The sequence below is a fragment of the Streptomyces sp. NPDC005811 genome (assembly GCF_040630405.1).
Classification (GTDB): domain Bacteria; phylum Actinomycetota; class Actinomycetes; order Streptomycetales; family Streptomycetaceae; genus Streptomyces.
Window position 1 is genome coordinate 102,453 of record NZ_JBEXXK010000038.1, and the last position, 17,002, is coordinate 119,454.

General features: G+C 75.3%; 3 protein-coding genes. All 3 read right to left on the reverse strand.

Going from position 1 to position 17,002, the window contains the following annotated elements:
* Position 1: 1 nt before the first annotated feature.
* Positions 2-1,240, reverse strand: a complete 1,239-nt coding sequence (locus ABZ490_RS34070; RefSeq protein ID WP_358998938.1) for a cytochrome P450 — start codon at positions 1,238-1,240, stop codon at positions 2-4.
* Positions 1,237-1,452, reverse strand: a complete 216-nt coding sequence (locus ABZ490_RS34075) for an MbtH family protein (protein ID WP_358998941.1) — start codon at positions 1,450-1,452, stop codon at positions 1,237-1,239. The genes ABZ490_RS34070 and ABZ490_RS34075 overlap by 4 nt, the downstream gene beginning before the upstream one ends.
* A partial coding sequence (locus ABZ490_RS34080; RefSeq protein WP_358998944.1) for a non-ribosomal peptide synthase/polyketide synthase occupies positions 1,449-17,002 on the reverse strand: 15,554 nt, incomplete at its 5' end. The genes ABZ490_RS34075 and ABZ490_RS34080, both read right to left, overlap by 4 nt.

Consider the following 17,002-nt stretch of genomic DNA (forward strand, 5'->3'; position numbering starts at 1 on the left):
GTCACTTCCTTTCGTCGTCGGCGCAGTGGACGGGGAGCGCCGTGAGGCGGCGCTGGAGCGGGTTGGGCCGCCAGGTGAGGTCCTCGGGGGCGACGGCCAGGCGCAGTCCGGGCAGCCGGCGGACGAGGGTGGAGACGGCGAGTTCGGTCTCCAGCCGGGCGAGGGGGGCGCCGAGGCAGTAGTGCGGGCCGTGGCCGAAGCCGAGGTGGCGGTGGGCGGCCGGGCGGGTCAGGTCCAGCCGGTCGGGGTGCTCGTGCCGGTCGGGGTCGCGGCCGGCGGAGGCCAGGACGAGGTGGACGAGGTCGCCCGCGGGGACGGTGCGGCCGCCGAGCGGGACGTCCTCGGCGGCCACCCGGAGGATGGTCTGGGTGGGGCTGTCGTAGCGGACGAACTCGTCGGCGGCCGTGCGGATCAGCTCGGGCCGCGCGCGCAGGAGGGCGAGCTGGTCGGGGTGGCGCAGCAGGGCGAGGAGGCCGTTGCCGATGAGGTGGGTGGTGGTCTCGTCGCCGGCGGTGATCAACAGGAAGCAGGTGGAGAGCAGTTCGTGGTCGGTGAGCCGGTCGCCGCGGGCCTGGGCGGTGACGAGGGCGCTGATCAGGTCGTCGCCGGGGGCGGCGCGCCGCTGTGCGACGAGGTCCGTGAGGTATGCCTCGAAGGCGTCGACGACCTGTTCGGCGCGGTCGATGTCCTCGTGGATCCGGCCGAGCCCGCGGAACCACTCCTTGACCTGTTCGCGGTCGGGCTCGGGCACCCCGAACAGTTCGCAGACGACGGTGTGGGGCAGCGGGGAGGCGACGGCGGCGAGCACGTCGACGGGCCCCTCGGCGTCCTGGACGCCGTCGACGAGCCGGTCCACCACCTGCTGGATCCGGCCCCGCAGCCGCTCCGCCCGGCGGGCGGTGAAGGCCTTGTTGACGAGTCCGCGCAGCCGGGCGTGGTCCGGCGGGTCGGTGTTGCTCATCACCCGTCCGAGCCGGGCGGTGAGCCGGCTGAGGTCCTTCATCCGGCCGTCGCGGGCGACGAGGGCGCTCGTCATCCGCTCCCGGTCGTTGGAGAGCCGCAGATCGCCGAGGGCCTGTTCGACGTCGGCGTGCCGGGTGACGTACCAGAGGCCGTTCGGGGCCCGGTGGACGGGACTTCCGGCGCGCATCCGGGCGTAGACCGGGTAGGGGTCGCGGCGGAAGGCGTCCGAGGCCATCTCGGCCGCGAAGTCGCCGACGTCGGTGGCGAGGACGCTCACGAGGCGTCGTCCATCGCCTCGACGAGGCTCCTGGGCCGCATGTCGGTCCAGGTCCGCTCGACGTACTCCAGGCAGGCGTCGCGGGTGTCCTCGGGGTGGGCGACGCTCCAGCCGTCGGGGACGTCGGCGAAGGCGGGCCACAGCGAGTACTGGGCCTCGTCGTTGACGAGGACGAGGTAGGGGGCGTCCTGGTCCTCGAAGGGGTTGTTCACGAGGGGTTCTCCCGGTTCGTGGGGTCGGTTGCGGAGAGCTGCGCGCGGACCTCGGCGATCCGGGCGGCGAGCAGCGGGCCGAGCTGGGCGAGGGCGCCGGGCCGCGTCATGCGGTCGTGGCGGGCGGTGATGTCGTACGAGTCGACGGATCCGGTGACGTAGGGGCGCCAGACGTCGGCGCCCGGGGAGTCCTGCTCGCGGTCGATGGTGGAGTTGAACAGGAGCATGTCGCCGTCGAAGAGGCCCGGCCGGAAGGTGAGCGCCAGACTCGCGTTGTTGATCATGATGGCGACGACGGCCTCGATGTGCCGTGGGGTGAGACCGGCCAGGGCGCTGCCGCGCCGCGCGAGGATCTCCCCGACCTGGTCGTGGGTGAGGGGTTCCTCGCCGATGTCGGCGGGGTCGCAGTCGAGCATGCCGACCAGGACGTCGCGTTCGCTCGGCACGGGCGGTTCGTCGAAGGTGAGGTCGGCGACCGGGTAGGCGTCGAGGATCGCGAGGAGGGCGGTGCGCTCGCCCTGGCGCTGGAGCTCGGTGGCGACGGCGTGCGCGACGAGTCCGCCCGCCGACCAGCCGAGGAGCAGGTAGGGGCCCTCGGGCTGGACCTTGCGGATCTGTTGGGCGTAGTCGGCGGCCATCTCCTCGTAGGAGGTGGGGCGGGGTTCGTCGCGGCCGAGGCTGCGGGCCTGGAGGGCGTAGACGGGGTGGTCGGGGGCGAGGTGGTGGAGGAGGCCGCTGTAGCACCAGCTGATGCCGCCGCCCGGGTGGACGCAGAACAGCGGGGTGGCCGTGCCCTCGGGCCTGAGCGGCAGCAGGACGTCGAGGGAGTCGTCGGTGTCGCGCAGGGCGAGGCGCCGGGCGAGTCCGGCGACGGTCGGGGTCTGGAACAGGGTGCGCAGTCCGAGTCCGGTGCCGAGGGTGTCGCGGATCCGGGAGACCAGGCGGGCGGCGAGCAGGGAGTGACCGCCGAGGTCGAAGAACCCGTCGTCCACGCCGACCCGCTCCACGCCGAGGACCTCGGCGAACAGGTCGCACAGCACCTGTTCGTGCGGGGTGCGCGGGCCGCGCCCGGTGCCGTCGCCGTCGTCGGTGCCGTACCCGGGGGCGGGCAGGGCGGCCCGGTCGAGCTTGCCGTTGGCGGTCAGCGGCAGCGCGTCCAGGGGGACGAAGGCGGCGGGGACGAGGTGGGCGGGCAGGTCGCGGCGGAGGCGGTCGGCGCTGTCGCGGGCGTCGAAGGCGGCGGTGTCCGCCGCATCCCGGACGACGTAGGCGACGAGCCGGTCGTCGCGGGCGACGACGGCGGCCTGGGCGACGCCGGGGCAGCGCACGAGTGCGGACTCGACCTCCCCGGGCTCGACCCGGAAGCCCCGCACCTTGACCTGGTCGTCGGCCCGTCCGGCGAACTCCACCGTGCCGTCGGGGAGCAGCCGGGCGAGGTCGCCTGAGCGGTACATCCGGGCGCCGGGCGGCCCGTACGGGTCGGCGGTGAACCGTTCGGCGGTGGCGGCCGGGCGGCCCGTGTAGCCGCGGGCCACCCCGGTGCCGGCGAGGTACAGCTCGCCCACGACGCCGGTGGGCGCGGGCCGCAGCCGTGCGTCGAGGACGTACAGCCGCATCCCGGCCATGGGCCGGCCGAGGGGGACGGGGCGGGCGGGGTCGGGCGGGGTGTCCATGGGGTGGTGGGTGGCGAAGGTGGTGGTCTCGGTGGGTCCGTAGCCGTCGACGACCCGCAGGCGGGGGCAGGCGTCCAGCACCCGGCCGACCGCGGTGGCGGAGACGACGTCCCCGCCGGTCCACACCTCGCGCAGCCCGGCAAGCCCACCGGGCCGCTCCTCGGCCACCACCCGGAACAGCCCGGCGGTCAGCCACAGCCCGGTGACCCGGTGCTCGGCGAGCGTCCGGCACAACTCTTCGACACCCAGGCGTCCTTGGGGGGCGACGACGATCCGGCCGCCGTTGAGGAGCGGCACCCACAGTTCGTACGTGGAGGCGTCGAAGGCGGCCGGCGAGTGCAGCAGCACCCGCTCGTGCGCGCCCCAGCAGGGCGCCTGGGCCAGCCCGGCGACGTCGGCGTGGGTGACGGCGACGCCCTTGGGCCGCCCGGTCGAGCCGGAGGTGTACGTGATGTACGCCAACTGCTGTGGATGACAGGGAACTTGGGGGGCCTCCGGTGGTCCGTCGACCGCGAGGAGTGCGGTGAGGACGTCCTCGGTGAGGACCAGGGCGGCGCCGGTCTCGCGGACGACGAGGTCGACGCGGGCGGGCGGGAAACCGGGGTCGAGCGGGACGTAGGCCCCGCCGGCCCGGACGACACCCAGGATCGCCACGACGAGGTCGGCCGAGCGGTCCAGGAGGACGGCGACCGGGGTCTCCGGTCCGACGCCCTGCCCGGCGAGGGCCCGGGCCAACCGGGCGGTCCGGGCGTCGAGTTCGGCGTACGTCAGGGTGGCGCCGTCGGCGACCAGCGCGACGGCGTCCGGAGTGGCCCGTACCTGCGCGGCGAACAGCTCGGGCAGCGGGCGGGCGGCCGGCAGCGGGGCGCCCCGCCGGGACAGGAGGGTGCGGCGCTCCTCCCCGGGGACCAGGTCGATCGAGCCGATGGGCGCCCCGGGCCGGGCCACCGCGGCCTCCAGCAGCCGGATCCAGCGGGCCACGAGGGCGGCCGCGGTGTCCGCGTCGAACAGGTCGGTGGCGTACTCGACGGCGCCGGTGAGCCCTTCGGGGGTGCCGTCGTCGGCGTACCGCTCGGCGAGGCTGAGGGTGAGGTCGCAGCGCGCGGTGCCGGTCGGGACGGCCACGGGCTCGACGGTCAGCCCGGGCAGGGCGAAGCTGCCGCCGGGGGCGTTCTGGAGGGCCAGCATCACCTGAAAGAGGGGGTGGTGGGCGAGGGAGCGGGCCGGGTTGAGGACCTCCACGAGGTGCTCGAACGGCACGTCCTGATGGGCGTACGCGGCGAGCGCCGACTCCCTCACCCGGCCCAGGAGTTCGGTGAACGTCGGGTCCCCGGAGGTGTCCGTGCGCAGCACCAGCGTGTTCACGAAGAACCCGACCAGCTCGTCCAGCGCCTGGTCGGTACGGCCCGCCACCGGACTGCCCACGGGGATGTCGGTGCCGGCGCCGAGGCGGGTGCACAGGGCGGCGAGACCGGCCTGGAGCACCATGAACAGACTCGCCCCCCGCTCGGCGGCGAGGTCCCGCAGCGCGCCGTGCAGCCGGGCGTCGAGACGCAGCGGCAGGGTGGCGCCGCGCTGGGAGGCGACGGCCGGCCGGGGCCGGTCGGCGGGCAGCTCGATCCGCTCCGGCAGCCCCGCCAGGGCCCGCTTCCAGTGGTCGAGTTGGGCGGCGAGCCGGCTGTCCGCGTCGGTGGCGTCGCCGAGCAGCTCGCGCTGCCAGAGCGCGTAGTCGGCGTACTGCACCGGCAGCGGCGCCCACTCGGGGTCCTCCCCCGCGCGGCGGGCCGCGTAGGCGGTCGCGAGGCCGGCCGCCAGCGGGCCCATGGACCAGCCGTCGCCCGCGATGTGGTGCAGGGCGAGCAGCAGGACGTGGTCGTCGGCGGCGAGCGCGAACAGCTCCGCGCGCAGCGGGGGTTCGACGGAGAGGTCGAAGCCGCGCCGCGCCGACCGCGCGAGGAGCCCGGCGAGTCCCCGCTCGTCGGTCGCGGTGACGGGCAGGTCCGGCCGGGCGTCCAGGACCCGCTGGCAGGGGGTGCCGTCGGCCTCCGGGAACACGGTCCGCAGGCTCTCGTGCCGGTCGGTGACGTCACCGAGCGCCCGCCGCAGCGCGGCCCGGTCGAGCGGCCCGGTCAGCCGGAGCGCGAGCGGCATGACGTAGGTCGCGGCGCCCGGCCCCTCCAGGCGGTGCAGGAACCACAGCCGGTGCTGGGCGTACGACAGCGGGATCCGCTCGGGGCGGGGCACCCGGGCCGTCAGCGGGGGCCGGGCCTCGCCCGCCCGGTCGAGGCGGGCGGCCAGCAGCGCCGGGGTGGGGGCCTCGAACAGGGCGCGGACGTCGAGCTCGGCACCGAGGACGGCACGGACCCGGGAGATCAGGCGGGTGGCGAGCAGGGAGTGTCCGCCCAGGTCGAAGAAGCCGTCGTCCGCCCCGACCCGGCCCACCCCGAGCACCTCGGCGAACAGGCCGGCCAGCAGTTCCTCCTGCGGGGTGCGCGGCGCCCGGCTCCCCCGGCTCCCCGGCGCGGCGGGCGTCGGCAGGGCGGCCCGGTCGAGCTTGCCGCCCGGGGTGAGGGGCAGCGCGTCGAGCACGACGTACGCGGCCGGCACGAGGTGCTCGGGAAGACGGGAACGGACGTGGTCGCGCAGGCCGCGGACCAGGGAGGCGGGGGTGCGGCGGGTGGCGGGGGTGTTGGTGAGGGGCTCACCGGTGAGAGGCGCGCGGGCGAGGGGGTCACGGGTGAGGGGGTCACGGGTGAGGGGGTCACCGGCGCTCGGCTCACCGACGCGGGGCTCCCGGACGGAGGACTCACCGGCCCGCGGCTCACCGACGCGGGACTCCCGGACGGAGGACTCACCGGCCCGCGGCTCACCGATATGGGGTGCACGGGTGGGGAGTCCGCGGCTCTCGCGGCCCGCCGTGCGCCCGGCCCGACCGGTGTCGACCGGCGCGTCCGGGTCGGCGACGCGGGCCGGGTCGACGAGGACGACGTCCACGGTGTCGGGGCCGTCCGGCGACCAGGTGACCTGGGTGCGACGGCCGGTGGCGGCGCCGAGCGCGTACCAGTCCTCGGGGTCGACGCCGGGCACGGGGGTGGTGCCGCCCTCGTGCAGCGCCCGGTCCGCGGCGACCTCCCCGGTCACCCGGGCGTTGGGCACGCCCGTGATCCGCAGGACGGCCGGGTCGGTGGCGGCCAGCAGGTCGCGCACCTCGCCGGGGGTGCCCAGGGCCCGGCCCCAGGCGGCCTCGGTGAAGCCGCTCCAGGTCCCGGCGGGCCGGGTGTGCAGGGTGACGTCGTAGCGGTGGCGGGTGAGTTCGTTGTGGAACCGGCCGCGCTTCACCTCCACGGCGACCGCGCGGATCCCGTCGACCCGGCCGGGCAGCGCCGCGAAGAAGTCGGGGTCGACGAGGAGCTCCTCCTCGTCCCGCAGGGCCTGGGCGACGGCCCCGCGAAGCGCGGCGGGCCCGTCGGTGCGGGGCGCGTGCACGGCCGTGGCGAGCGCCCGCCGCAGCCGCGGGTTGCGCACATCGCCGACGAACAGGGCACCGCCGGGCGCGAGGAGGGAGGTCAGCCCCCGGATCACGTCGAGCAGGTAGTCGGCGCTCGGGAAGTACTGGACGACCGAGTTGACCACGACGGTGTCGAAGCCGCCGGGCAGCCCGGCGAGGTCGTGCGCGGGCTGGGTGCGCAGCACGACCCGCTCCGCCAGCTCGGGCCGGTCCGCCAGGCGTGCGGCGAGCGTGTCCACGGCGGTGGCGGAGAAGTCGGTGGCCCAGTACGTCTCGCAGTCCGGAGCGAGACGCGCCAGCAGCAGACCGGTGCCGACACCGACCTCCAGGATCCGGCGGGGTTTCAGCGCCCGGATGCGGTCGACGGTGGTGTCCCGCCACTCCCGCATCTCCTCCTCCGGGATGGGCCGGCCGTCGTAACTGCTGTTCCAGCCGGTGAAGTTGTCCCCGAGGGCGGCCGGTGCGGAGGCGACGGGCAGGGCGTCGTAGATCTCGCGCCAGCCGGAGATGTGGTCCTGCTCCCGGCCGTGGTCGCGCTCGGTTCCGGGGCGGTCGGGCACGACGTAGGCGACGAGCTGTTCGTCGCGTACGGCCACGACGGCCCGCCGGACGGAGGGATGGGCGGCGAGCACACTCTCGATCTCGCCCGGCTCGATACGGAAGCCGCGCAGCTTGACCTGGTCGTCGGCGCGGCCCAGGAACTCCAGCTCACCGTCGCGGCGTCGGCGTACGACGTCCCCGGTCCGGTACATGCGGGTGCCGGGAGTACCGAACGGGTCGGCGACGAACCGGCAGGCGGTCAGCCCGGGTCGGCGCAGATAGCCACGCGCCAGCCCCGCACCGGCCACGTACAACTCACCCGGCACACCCGCCGGAACGGGCTGCAACCGCTCGTCCAGCACATACACCCGCGCCCCGGTGATCGCCCGCCCGATCGGCGGCACCGAACCCGACGGCACCAGCGGCAGACTCATCGTCGCGCACACCGTCGTCTCCGTCGGACCGTACGCATTGATCATCCGCCGCCCCGGCGCCCACCGCTCCACCAGCTCCGGCGGACACGCCTCCCCCGCCACCACCAGCGTCGACACCGACAACGACTCCACCGCCGCCACCACCGAAGGCGGCAACGTCACATGCGTGATGTCCGCCGTCAGCCCCGCCACCGGATCATGGGCGGGCGGAAGGACGAGGGTCGCGCCGGTCAGCAGGGCCGTGTACAGCTCGGACACGGACGCGTCGAAGCTGGGCGAGGCGAACTGGAGCACCCTGCTCCGCGCGTCGACGGCGAACCGCTCGACCTGTGCGGCCACCAGGTGCGCGATGCCCGCGTGGGTGACGACGACCCCCTTGGGGCGGCCGGTGGAGCCCGAGGTGTAGATCACGTACGCCGGATGCCGCACGTCCAGAGCGACCTCGGGAGGGGTCTCCGGCCGCCCGTCGCCCAAGCCCGCCGCCTCCACCACAAGCGCGGGCCGGGCGTCCGCCAGCATGAACGCCCGGCGCGCCGCCGGATAGTCCGGGTCGACCGGCAGATAGGCGGCCCCCGCCTTCATCGTCCCCAGAATCCCCACCACCAGATCCACGGAACGCGGCAGCACCAGCGCCACCACGTCCTCGGCACCGACACCCCGCTCCAGCAGCGCATGCGCGAACTGATTGGCCCGGCGGTCCAGTTGGGCGTACGACAGCTCGACACCGTCGGCCACCAGGGCAGGCGCGTCGGGCGTGGCGCGGACCTGCCGCGCGAACGCGGTCGGCAGGGGGACCGGGTCGACGGGTACGGCGGTGCCGTCGGTGCCGGTGAGCAGGCGGTCGCGTTCGTCGGCGGACAGCACGTCGATGCGGGCGAGGGGCAGGTCCGGGTCGGCGACGACGGCGTGGAGCAGCCGGGTCCAGCGGTCGACCAGGTCGGCGACCCCGGCGCGGTCGTACAGGTCGGTGGCGTACTCGACGGCCCCGGCGATGCCCGCGGGGGTGCCGTCGGCGTGGTGCCGTTCGTAGAGGTTGAAGCCCAGGTCGAACTTGGCGGTGCCGGTGGGCACGGCCATCGGCGCGACCCGCAGGCCGGGCAGGTCGAACGCGCCCATCGGAGCGTTCTGGAGGGCGAACATCACCTGGAAGAGGGGGTGATGGGCGAGGGAGCGCACCGGGTTCAGCTCCTCGACGAGGTGCTCGAAGGGCAGGTCCTGGTGGGCGTAGGCGCCGAGCGCGGACTCCCTTACGCGGTCGAGGAGTTCGGTGAAGCCGGGGTCGCCGGAGGTGTCGGTGCGCAGCACGAGCGTGTTGACGAAGAAGCCGACGAGATCGTCCAGGGCCTGGTCGGTGCGGCCGGCGATGGGGCTGCCGACCGCGATGTCGGTGCCGGCGCCGAGGCGGGTGCACAGGGCGGCGAGAGCGGCCTGGAGCACCATGAACAGACTCGCTCCGCGCCGACGCGCGAGCCGGGCCAGCCCGGTGTGCAGGCCCGCGTCCAGCTCGACGAGCAGATGCTCGCCCCGGTAGGAGGCGACGGCGGGCCGGGGCCGGTCGGCCGGCAGCCGCAGCTGCTCCGGAAGATCCGCCAACCGGTCCTTCCAGTAGGCGAGTTGGGTGGCGAAGACACTGCCGGGGTCGGACGGGTCGCCGAGCAGCTCGCGCTGCCACCGGGTGTAGTCGGCGTACTGCGCGGGCAGCGGCGCCCACTCGGGCTTGCCGCCCGCGCTCCGGGCGGCGTAGGCGTCGGCGAGGTCCCGGGAGAGCGGCCCGGTGGACCAGCCGTCCCCGGCGATGTGGTGCAGGACGAGCAGCAGGACGTGGTCCTCGCCGCCCGGCAGCGCGAACAGATGGGCGCGCAGGGGGACTTCGGCGGCCAGATCGAAGGGCAGCCGGGCGGCTTCGGCGAGGGCCCCGGGCAGCCGGGTCGCGTCGGTGTGCGTCAGGCGGAGCCGCGGGCGGGCGGTGCCGGGGTCGAGCACCTTCTGGTACGGGGTGCCGTGGGACTCGGGGAACACCGTGCGCAGGGTCTCGTGCCGGGCGGTGACGTCCGCGAGGGCCTCGGTGAGCGCCCGTTCGTCGAGCCGGCCGGACAGCCGCAGCGCGAGCGGGATGTTGTAGCCGGCGCCGGGCCCCTCCATCTGCTGGAGGAACCACAGCCGGCGCTGCGCGAACGACAGCGGCTCCCGCTCCGGCCGCTCACCGGCCGTGAGCGCGGGCCGGGCCCGCCCGGCACCGTCCAGGGCGGCGGCGAGCCCGGCCGGGGTGGGCGTCTCGAACAGGGTCCGCAGGGCGAGTTCCGCGCCCAGCACCGCCCGGATCCGTGACACCAGCCGGGTGGCGAGCAGGGAGTGGCCGCCCAGGTCGAAGAAGCCGTCCTCGACGCCCACGCGCTCCACGCCGAGCACCTCGGCGAACAGGTCGCACAGCACCTGCTCCCGCGGACTGCGCGGCGCCCTCTCCGTCACGTCGAACGCGGGGGTGGGCAGGGCCGCGCGGTCGAGCTTGCCGTTGGGGGTCAGCGGCAGGGCGGCGAGGCGGACGAACGCGCTCGGCACCAGAGGGTCCGGCAGCCGGTCCCGCAGGAAGGACCGGAGGGCGGCGGGCTGGGGGTCGGCGTCGGGTGCGGCGACGACGTATCCGACGAGCCGGTCTTCTCGTACGGCCACGACGGCGTGCGCCACGGCCGGATGCGCGGCGAGCGCGTGCTCGATCTCGGCGGGCTCGATCCGGAAGCCGCGCAGCTTGACCTGGTCGTCGGCGCGGCCCAGGAACTCCAGCTCACCGTCGCGGCGTCGGCGTACGACGTCCCCGGTCCGGTACATGCGGGTGCCGGGAGCGCCGAACGGGTCGGCGACGAACCGGCAGGCGGTCAGCCCGGGTCGACGCAGATACCCACGCGCCAGCCCCGCACCGGCCACGTACAACTCACCCGGCACACCCGCCGGAACGGGCTGCAACCGCTCGTCCAGCACATACACCCGCGCCCCGGTGATCGCCCGCCCGATCGGCGGCACCGAACCCGACGGCACCAGCGGGCGGCTCATCGTCGCGCACACCGTCGTCTCCGTCGGACCGTACGCATTGATCATCCGCCGCCCCGGAGCCCACCGCTCCACCAGCTCCGGCGGACACGCCTCCCCCGCCACCACCAGCGTCGACACCGACAACGACTCCACCGCCGCCACCACCGAAGGCGGCAACGTCACATGCGTGATGTCCGCCGTCAGCCCCGCCACCGGATCGTCCGCCGGGGCCAGGACCAGGCAGGCGCCGGTGAGGAGGGCGGCGCACAGGTCCCAGAAGGAGGCGTCGAAGCTGGGCGAGCTGAGCTGGAGGACACGGCTGGTGGCGTCGAGGGCGAGATGCCCGGTCTGGGCGGCCACCAGGCCGGCCAGACCGCCGTGGGTGACGACGACCCCCTTGGGGCGGCCGGTGGAGCCCGAGGTGTAGATCACGTACGCCGGATGCCGGACGTCCAGAGCGACCTCGGGAGCGGTCTCCGGCCGCCCGTCGCCCAAGCCCGGCGCCTCCACCACGACCGCGGGCCGGGCGTCCGCCAGCATGAACGCCCTGCGCGCCGCCGGATAGTCCGGGTCGACCGGCAGATAGGCGGCCCCCGCCTTCATCGTCCCCAGAACCCCCACCACCAGATCCACGGAACGCGGCAGCACCAGCGCCACCACGTCCTCGGCACCGACACCCCGCTCCAGCAGCGCATGCGCGAACTGATTGGCCCGGCGGTCCAGTTGGGCGTACGACAGCTCGACACCGTCGGCCAACAGGGCAGGCGCGTCGGGGTGGAGGGTGGTCCGGCGGTGGAAGAGCTCGGCGAACGAGGCCTCGGGGAGCGGAGGCCGGAGGTCCTCCAGGAGGTCGGCCCGCTCGGCGGGGTGGAGGATGTCGAGGGAGCCGATCGGGCGGTCGGGTGTGATGACGGCGGCGGTCAGGAGCCGTACCCAGCGGTCGAAGAGGGTGCGGACGGTGGGCTCGTCGAACAGGTCGGCGCTGTACTCGACGAGCGCGTCCAGGCCGCCGGGCGTTCCGTCGGGGCTCCGGCGTTCGGTGAGGGCGAAGGCCAGGTCGAGCCGCGCGGTGCCGGTGCGCACGGGCTGCGGTGAGGTGTCCAGGCCGTCGAGGCCGAACGCGGAGCCGGGGACGTTCTGGACGGCCAGGAGGATCTGGAAGAGGGGGTGGTGGGCGAGGGAGCGGGCCGGGTTGAGGGCCTCCACGAGGTGCTCGAACGGCACGTCCTGATGTGCGTACGCGGCGAGCGCCGACTCCCGTACCCGGCCCAGGAGTTCGGTGAAGGTCGGGTCCCCGGAGGTGTCCGTGCGCAGGACGAGCGTGTTGACGAAGAACCCGACGAGATCGTCCAGCGCCTGGTCGGTGCGGCCCGCGAAGGGGCTGCCCACGGGGATGTCGGTGCCGGCGCCGAGGCGGGTGCACAGGGCGGCGAGACCGGCCTGGAGCACCATGAACAGGCTGGCGCCGTTGCGGCGGGCCAGGGTGGTGAGCGCCTCGTGCAGGCCGGGGCCGACGGTGGTGGTGAGCAGGCCGCCCCGGTGGGTGGGGTGCAGGGGGCGCGGGCGGTCGGCGGGGAGCCGGAGACGATCGGGCAGTCCGGCCAAGGCCCCTGTCCAGTAGGCGAGTTGGCGGGCGTAGATGCTGTCCGGGTCGGTCTCGTCGCCGAGCAGTTCGCACTGCCAGAGGGTGTAGTCGGCGTACTGGGCCGGCAGGGGCGCCCAGCCGGGTTCCCGTCCCGCGCGGCGGGCCGCGTAGGCGGTGGCGAGGTCCGTGGCCAGGGGGCGCAGGGACCAGCCGTCGGCGGCGATGTGGTGCAGGGCGAGGAGCAGCACGTGCTCCTCTTCGCCGAGCAGGAACAGGTGGGCGCTCAGGGGGAGTTCGGTCGCCAGGTCGAAGGGGTGGCGGGCGGCCCCGGTGAGCAGTGCGGGCAGGTCCGTCTCGTCCGCGCCGGTGACCGTGAGGGGGAAGGGGAGCGCCTCGGCGACGGGCAGGACCCGCTGGCGGGGCACGCCGTCGGTGTGCGGGAAGACCGTGCGCAGCGTCTCGTGGCGGCCCACGACGTCGCCGAGGGCGGCGGCCAGCGCCGCCCGGTCGAGCGGGCCGCGCAGCCGCAGCGCGAGCGGCATGTGGTAGGTGGCGTCGGTGCCCTCCAGCCGGTGCAGGAACCACAGGCGGCGCTGCGCGAACGACAGCGGCAGCGGCTCGGGCCGGGCCGCCGGGACGACGGCCGGGCGGGCGCCGGCCGCGTCGTCGAGGCGACCGGCGAGCCCCGCCGGGGTGGGGGCCTCGAAGAGGCTGCGCAGCGGCAGTTCGGCGCCGAGGGCGGCACGGATCCGGGAGATCAGACGCGTGGCCAGGAGCGAGTGGCCGCCCAGCGCGAAGAAGTCGTCGTCGGCACCCGCCCGGGCCACACCGAGGACCTCGGCGAACAGGTCGCACAGGATCTGTTCGCGCGGGGTGCGGGGGGCCCGGCCCGTGCGGGTGTCCGGGGCGGGGACGGGCAGGGCGGCGCGGTCGAGCTTGCCGTTGGGGGTGAGGGGCAGGGTGTCGAGGGTGAGCAGCGCGCCGGGGACCATGTGGTCGGGGAGGCGGTCGCGCAGGTGGTCCAGGAGGGCGGCGGGTGCGGCGGTCGCCCCGGCGGCCGGGACGACGTAGGCGACGAGCCGGTCCTCGCGGGCGACGACGGCGGCCCGCGCGACGGCCGGGTGAGCGGCGAGGGCGGTCTCGATCTCGCCGGGTTCGACGCGGAAGCCGCGCACCTTCACCTGGTGGTCGGCGCGGCCGAGGAACTCCAGCTCGCCGTCGGCACGCCGGCGGGCGAGGTCGCCGGTGCGGTACATCCGGGTGCCGGGTGGCCCGTACGGGTCGGCGACGAAGCGTTCGGCGGTCAGGGCGGGCCGGTGCAGATAGCCGCGCGCCACGCACGCCCCGGCCAGGTACAGCTCTCCGGGCACGCCGGGCGGTACGGGGCGCAGCGCGGCGTCGAGGACGAGGGCACGGGTGTGGTCGACGGGCCGGCCGACGGGCACCGGCAGCGGGCAGGCGTCGAGGTCGGCGGGGAGGGCGTAGGCGGTGGCGACGTGGGTCTCGGCGGGGCCGTAGTGGTTGTGCAGGCGACGGCCCGGGTGACGGGCGGTGAAGCGGCGCAGGGCGGTGCCGAGCCGCATCGCCTCGCCGGCCTGGGCGACGGTCCGCAGCCGGGGCAGGTCACGGCCGTGCTCCTCGGCGGCCTCGGCGACGGCCTCCAGCACCAGGGCCGGCGCGAACAGTTCCTCGATCCGGTGCCGTTCCAGCCAGGCCGTGAACAGTTCGGCGCTGCGCCGCTGCTCGTCGGTGGGGATCACGAGGGTCTTGCCGTACAGCAGCGCGGACAGGGTCTCCTGCACGGACACGTCGAAGCCGGCCGCCGTGAACTGGGCGGTGCGGGTGCCGGGGCCGCCGCCGACGGCACGGTGGTGCCAGTGGAGCAGGTTGCCGAGGGCGGCCGAGGGCATGACGACGGCCTTGGGGCGGCCGGTGGAGCCCGAGGTGTAGATGACGTAGGCCGGGTGGCGCCCGTCGACGGTGATGCCGGGGTCGGTGTCCGGCCGGCCGTCGGCGAGGTCCAGGTCCGCCAGCACCACGGCGGGCCGGGAGTCGTCGAGCATGAAGGCGCGGCGGGCGGGCGGGTAGTCGGGGTCGACGGGAAGGTAGGCGGCGCCGGTCTTGAGGACAGCGAGGACGGCGACGACGAGGTCGGTGCCGCGCGGGAGGGTGAGCGCGACGACGTTCTCGGGGCCGACGCCCCGGGCGAGGAGGGCGTGCGCGACCTGGTTGGCGCGGGCGTCGAGCCCGGCGTAGGTGAGGACGGTGTCCTCGAAGACGACGGCGGGGGCGTCGGGGGTGGCCAGGACCTGGGCCCGGAAGAGCTCGGGCAGTGGGATGTGTGCGAGGGGAGCCGTGGGGGCCGTGGGGGCGGGGAGCAGCGCCTCGCGTTCGTCGTCGAGGAGGACGTCGTAGCGGCTCAGCGGCTTCTCCGGGGCCGCGACGGCCTGGCCGAGCAGGCGCGTGAAGCGGGCGAGGAGGCGTTCGACGGTGGTGTCGTCGAAGAGGTCGGTGGCGTACTCGACATAGCCGTGGAGGCCGGTCGCCGCGCCGCCTGCCTCGCCGTCGGCCCCGTCGGCGCTCTCCAGGAGGTGGAAGGAGAGGTCGAACATGGCCGTGGCGTGGTGCACGGGGAGGATCTCGGTGTGCAGGCCGGGCAGTGCGAAGGTGCCGCGCGGCACGTTCTGGAGGGCCAGCAGCACCTGGAACAGCGGCTGCCGGGACAGCGACCGGGCCGGGTTGAGTGCCTCCACCAGATGGTCGAAGGGCAGCTCCTGGTGGGCGTACGCACCCAGCGCCGATTCCCGCGCCCGGCGCAGGAGTTGACCGAAGTCGGGGTCGCCGGAGGTGTCGGTGCGCAGCACGAGGGTGTTGACGAAGAACCCGACGAGATCGTCCAGCGCCTGGTCGGTGCGGCCCGCGATGAGGCTGCCGACGGGGAGGTCGTCCCCGGCGCCGAGCTTCTTCAGGAGGGCGGCGAGTCCGGCCTGGAGCACCATGAACAGGCTGGCGCCGTGCTGCCGGGCCAGGCCGAGGAGTCCGGCGTGCAGGGCGGCGTCGAAGGTGACGGGCAGCCGGCGGCCCTCGAAGGTGGGGTGCGCAGGGCGGGGCCGGTCGGTGGGGAGCTGGATCTGCTCGGGCAGCCCCTTCAGCGCGGCCGTCCAGTGGGCGGCCTGGCGGGCGAAGAGACTGGCGGGGTCGGTGGCGTCGCCGAGCAGCTCGCGCTGCCAGAGGGTGTAGTCGGCGTACTGCACCGGCAGCGGCGCCCAGCCGGGCTCCTCCCCCGCGCGGCGGGCCGCGTAGGCGGTGGCCAGGTCGCGGGCCAGCGGGCCGAGCGACCAGCCGTCGCCCGCGATGTGGTGCACGACGACCACGAGGACGTGCCGGTCGGCCGCGGTGCCGAACAGGGCGGCCCGCAGGGGCGGTTCACCCGCGAGGTCGAAGGGCTGCCGGACGACCCGGTCGAGCAGCGCGGGCAGCCCGGCCTCGTCGGTCGCGGTGAACGGCAGTCCGGGGCGGGTCTCCGCGGCGTCCAGGACGAGCTGGTACGGCACTCCGTCGGCGGCCTGCGGGAAGACGGTCCGCAGGGCCTCGTGCCGGGCGACCACGTCGGCGAGCGCCCGGGCCAGCGCGGCGCGGTCCAGCGGGCCGTCCAGCCGCCACGCGAGCGGGATGTGATAGGCGGCGCCGGCCGGGTCGAGCCGGTGCAGGAACCACAGCCGGTGCTGCGCGGACGACAGCGGCATCCGCTCCGGCCGCGCGGCCGGCACCAGCGCGGGCCGCGCCTCGTCCGCGGCCGTCAGCCCCTGGGCCAGCCCGGCCACGGTCGGCGTCTCGAAGAGCGCCCGCAGTCCGAGCTCCGCGCCGAGCGCGGCCCGGACCCGGGCGACGAGCCGGGTGGCGAGCAGCGAATGGCCGCCCAGGGCGAAGAAGTCGTCGTCGGCACCGACCCGTTCGACGCCCAGCACCTCGGCGAACAGTTCGGCGAGCACCTGCTCCCGCGGGGTGCGCGGTGCCCGCCCGGCCGCCGTGGGCGTGAACTCGGGCTCGGGCAGGGCCTGTCGGTCCAGTTTTCCGTTGGCGGTCAGCGGCAGGACGTCCAGGGCGACGAACGCGGCCGGGACCATGTGGTCGGGGAGCCGCTCCAGGGCGTACTCCCGCAGCCCGGCATATCCGCCGACGACATAGGCGACCAGCCGGGTGCCGTCGGTACGGTCCCCGCGGGCCACCACCGCCACGTCGCGCACCTCGGGATGCGCGGCCAGCACGGCCTCGATCTCCCCGGGTTCGATGCGGAAACCGCGCACCTTGACCTGGTCGTCGGCGCGTCCGGCGTACTCCAGCGTGCCGTCGGCCCGCTGCCGCACCAGGTCACCCGTGCGGTACATCCGGGTGCCGGAGGGGCCGTGCGGGTCGGCGACGAACCGGGCGGCGGTGAGGGACGGCCGGCGCAGATAGCCCCGGGCCAGCCCCGGTCCGGAGACGTACAGTTCACCGACCACCCCGGTCGGGACGGGCCGCAGCCACCGGTCGAGCACCTGGGTCCGCAGATCCGGGATGCCGGTGCCGATCACGCCGGCGGCACCGGTGGCGGAAGCGGCGTCCAGGGGGGCGTGGGTGACGTGGACGGTGGTCTCGGTGATGCCGTACATGTTCACCAGGACGGGAGCGTCGTCCGCATGACGGGCGTACCAGTCGGCGAGGCGGGCGGGCTCCAGTGCCTCACCGCCGAACACCACCGTCCGCAGGGCGAGTTCCGTGCCCGGGTTCTCCCGGTCGGCCT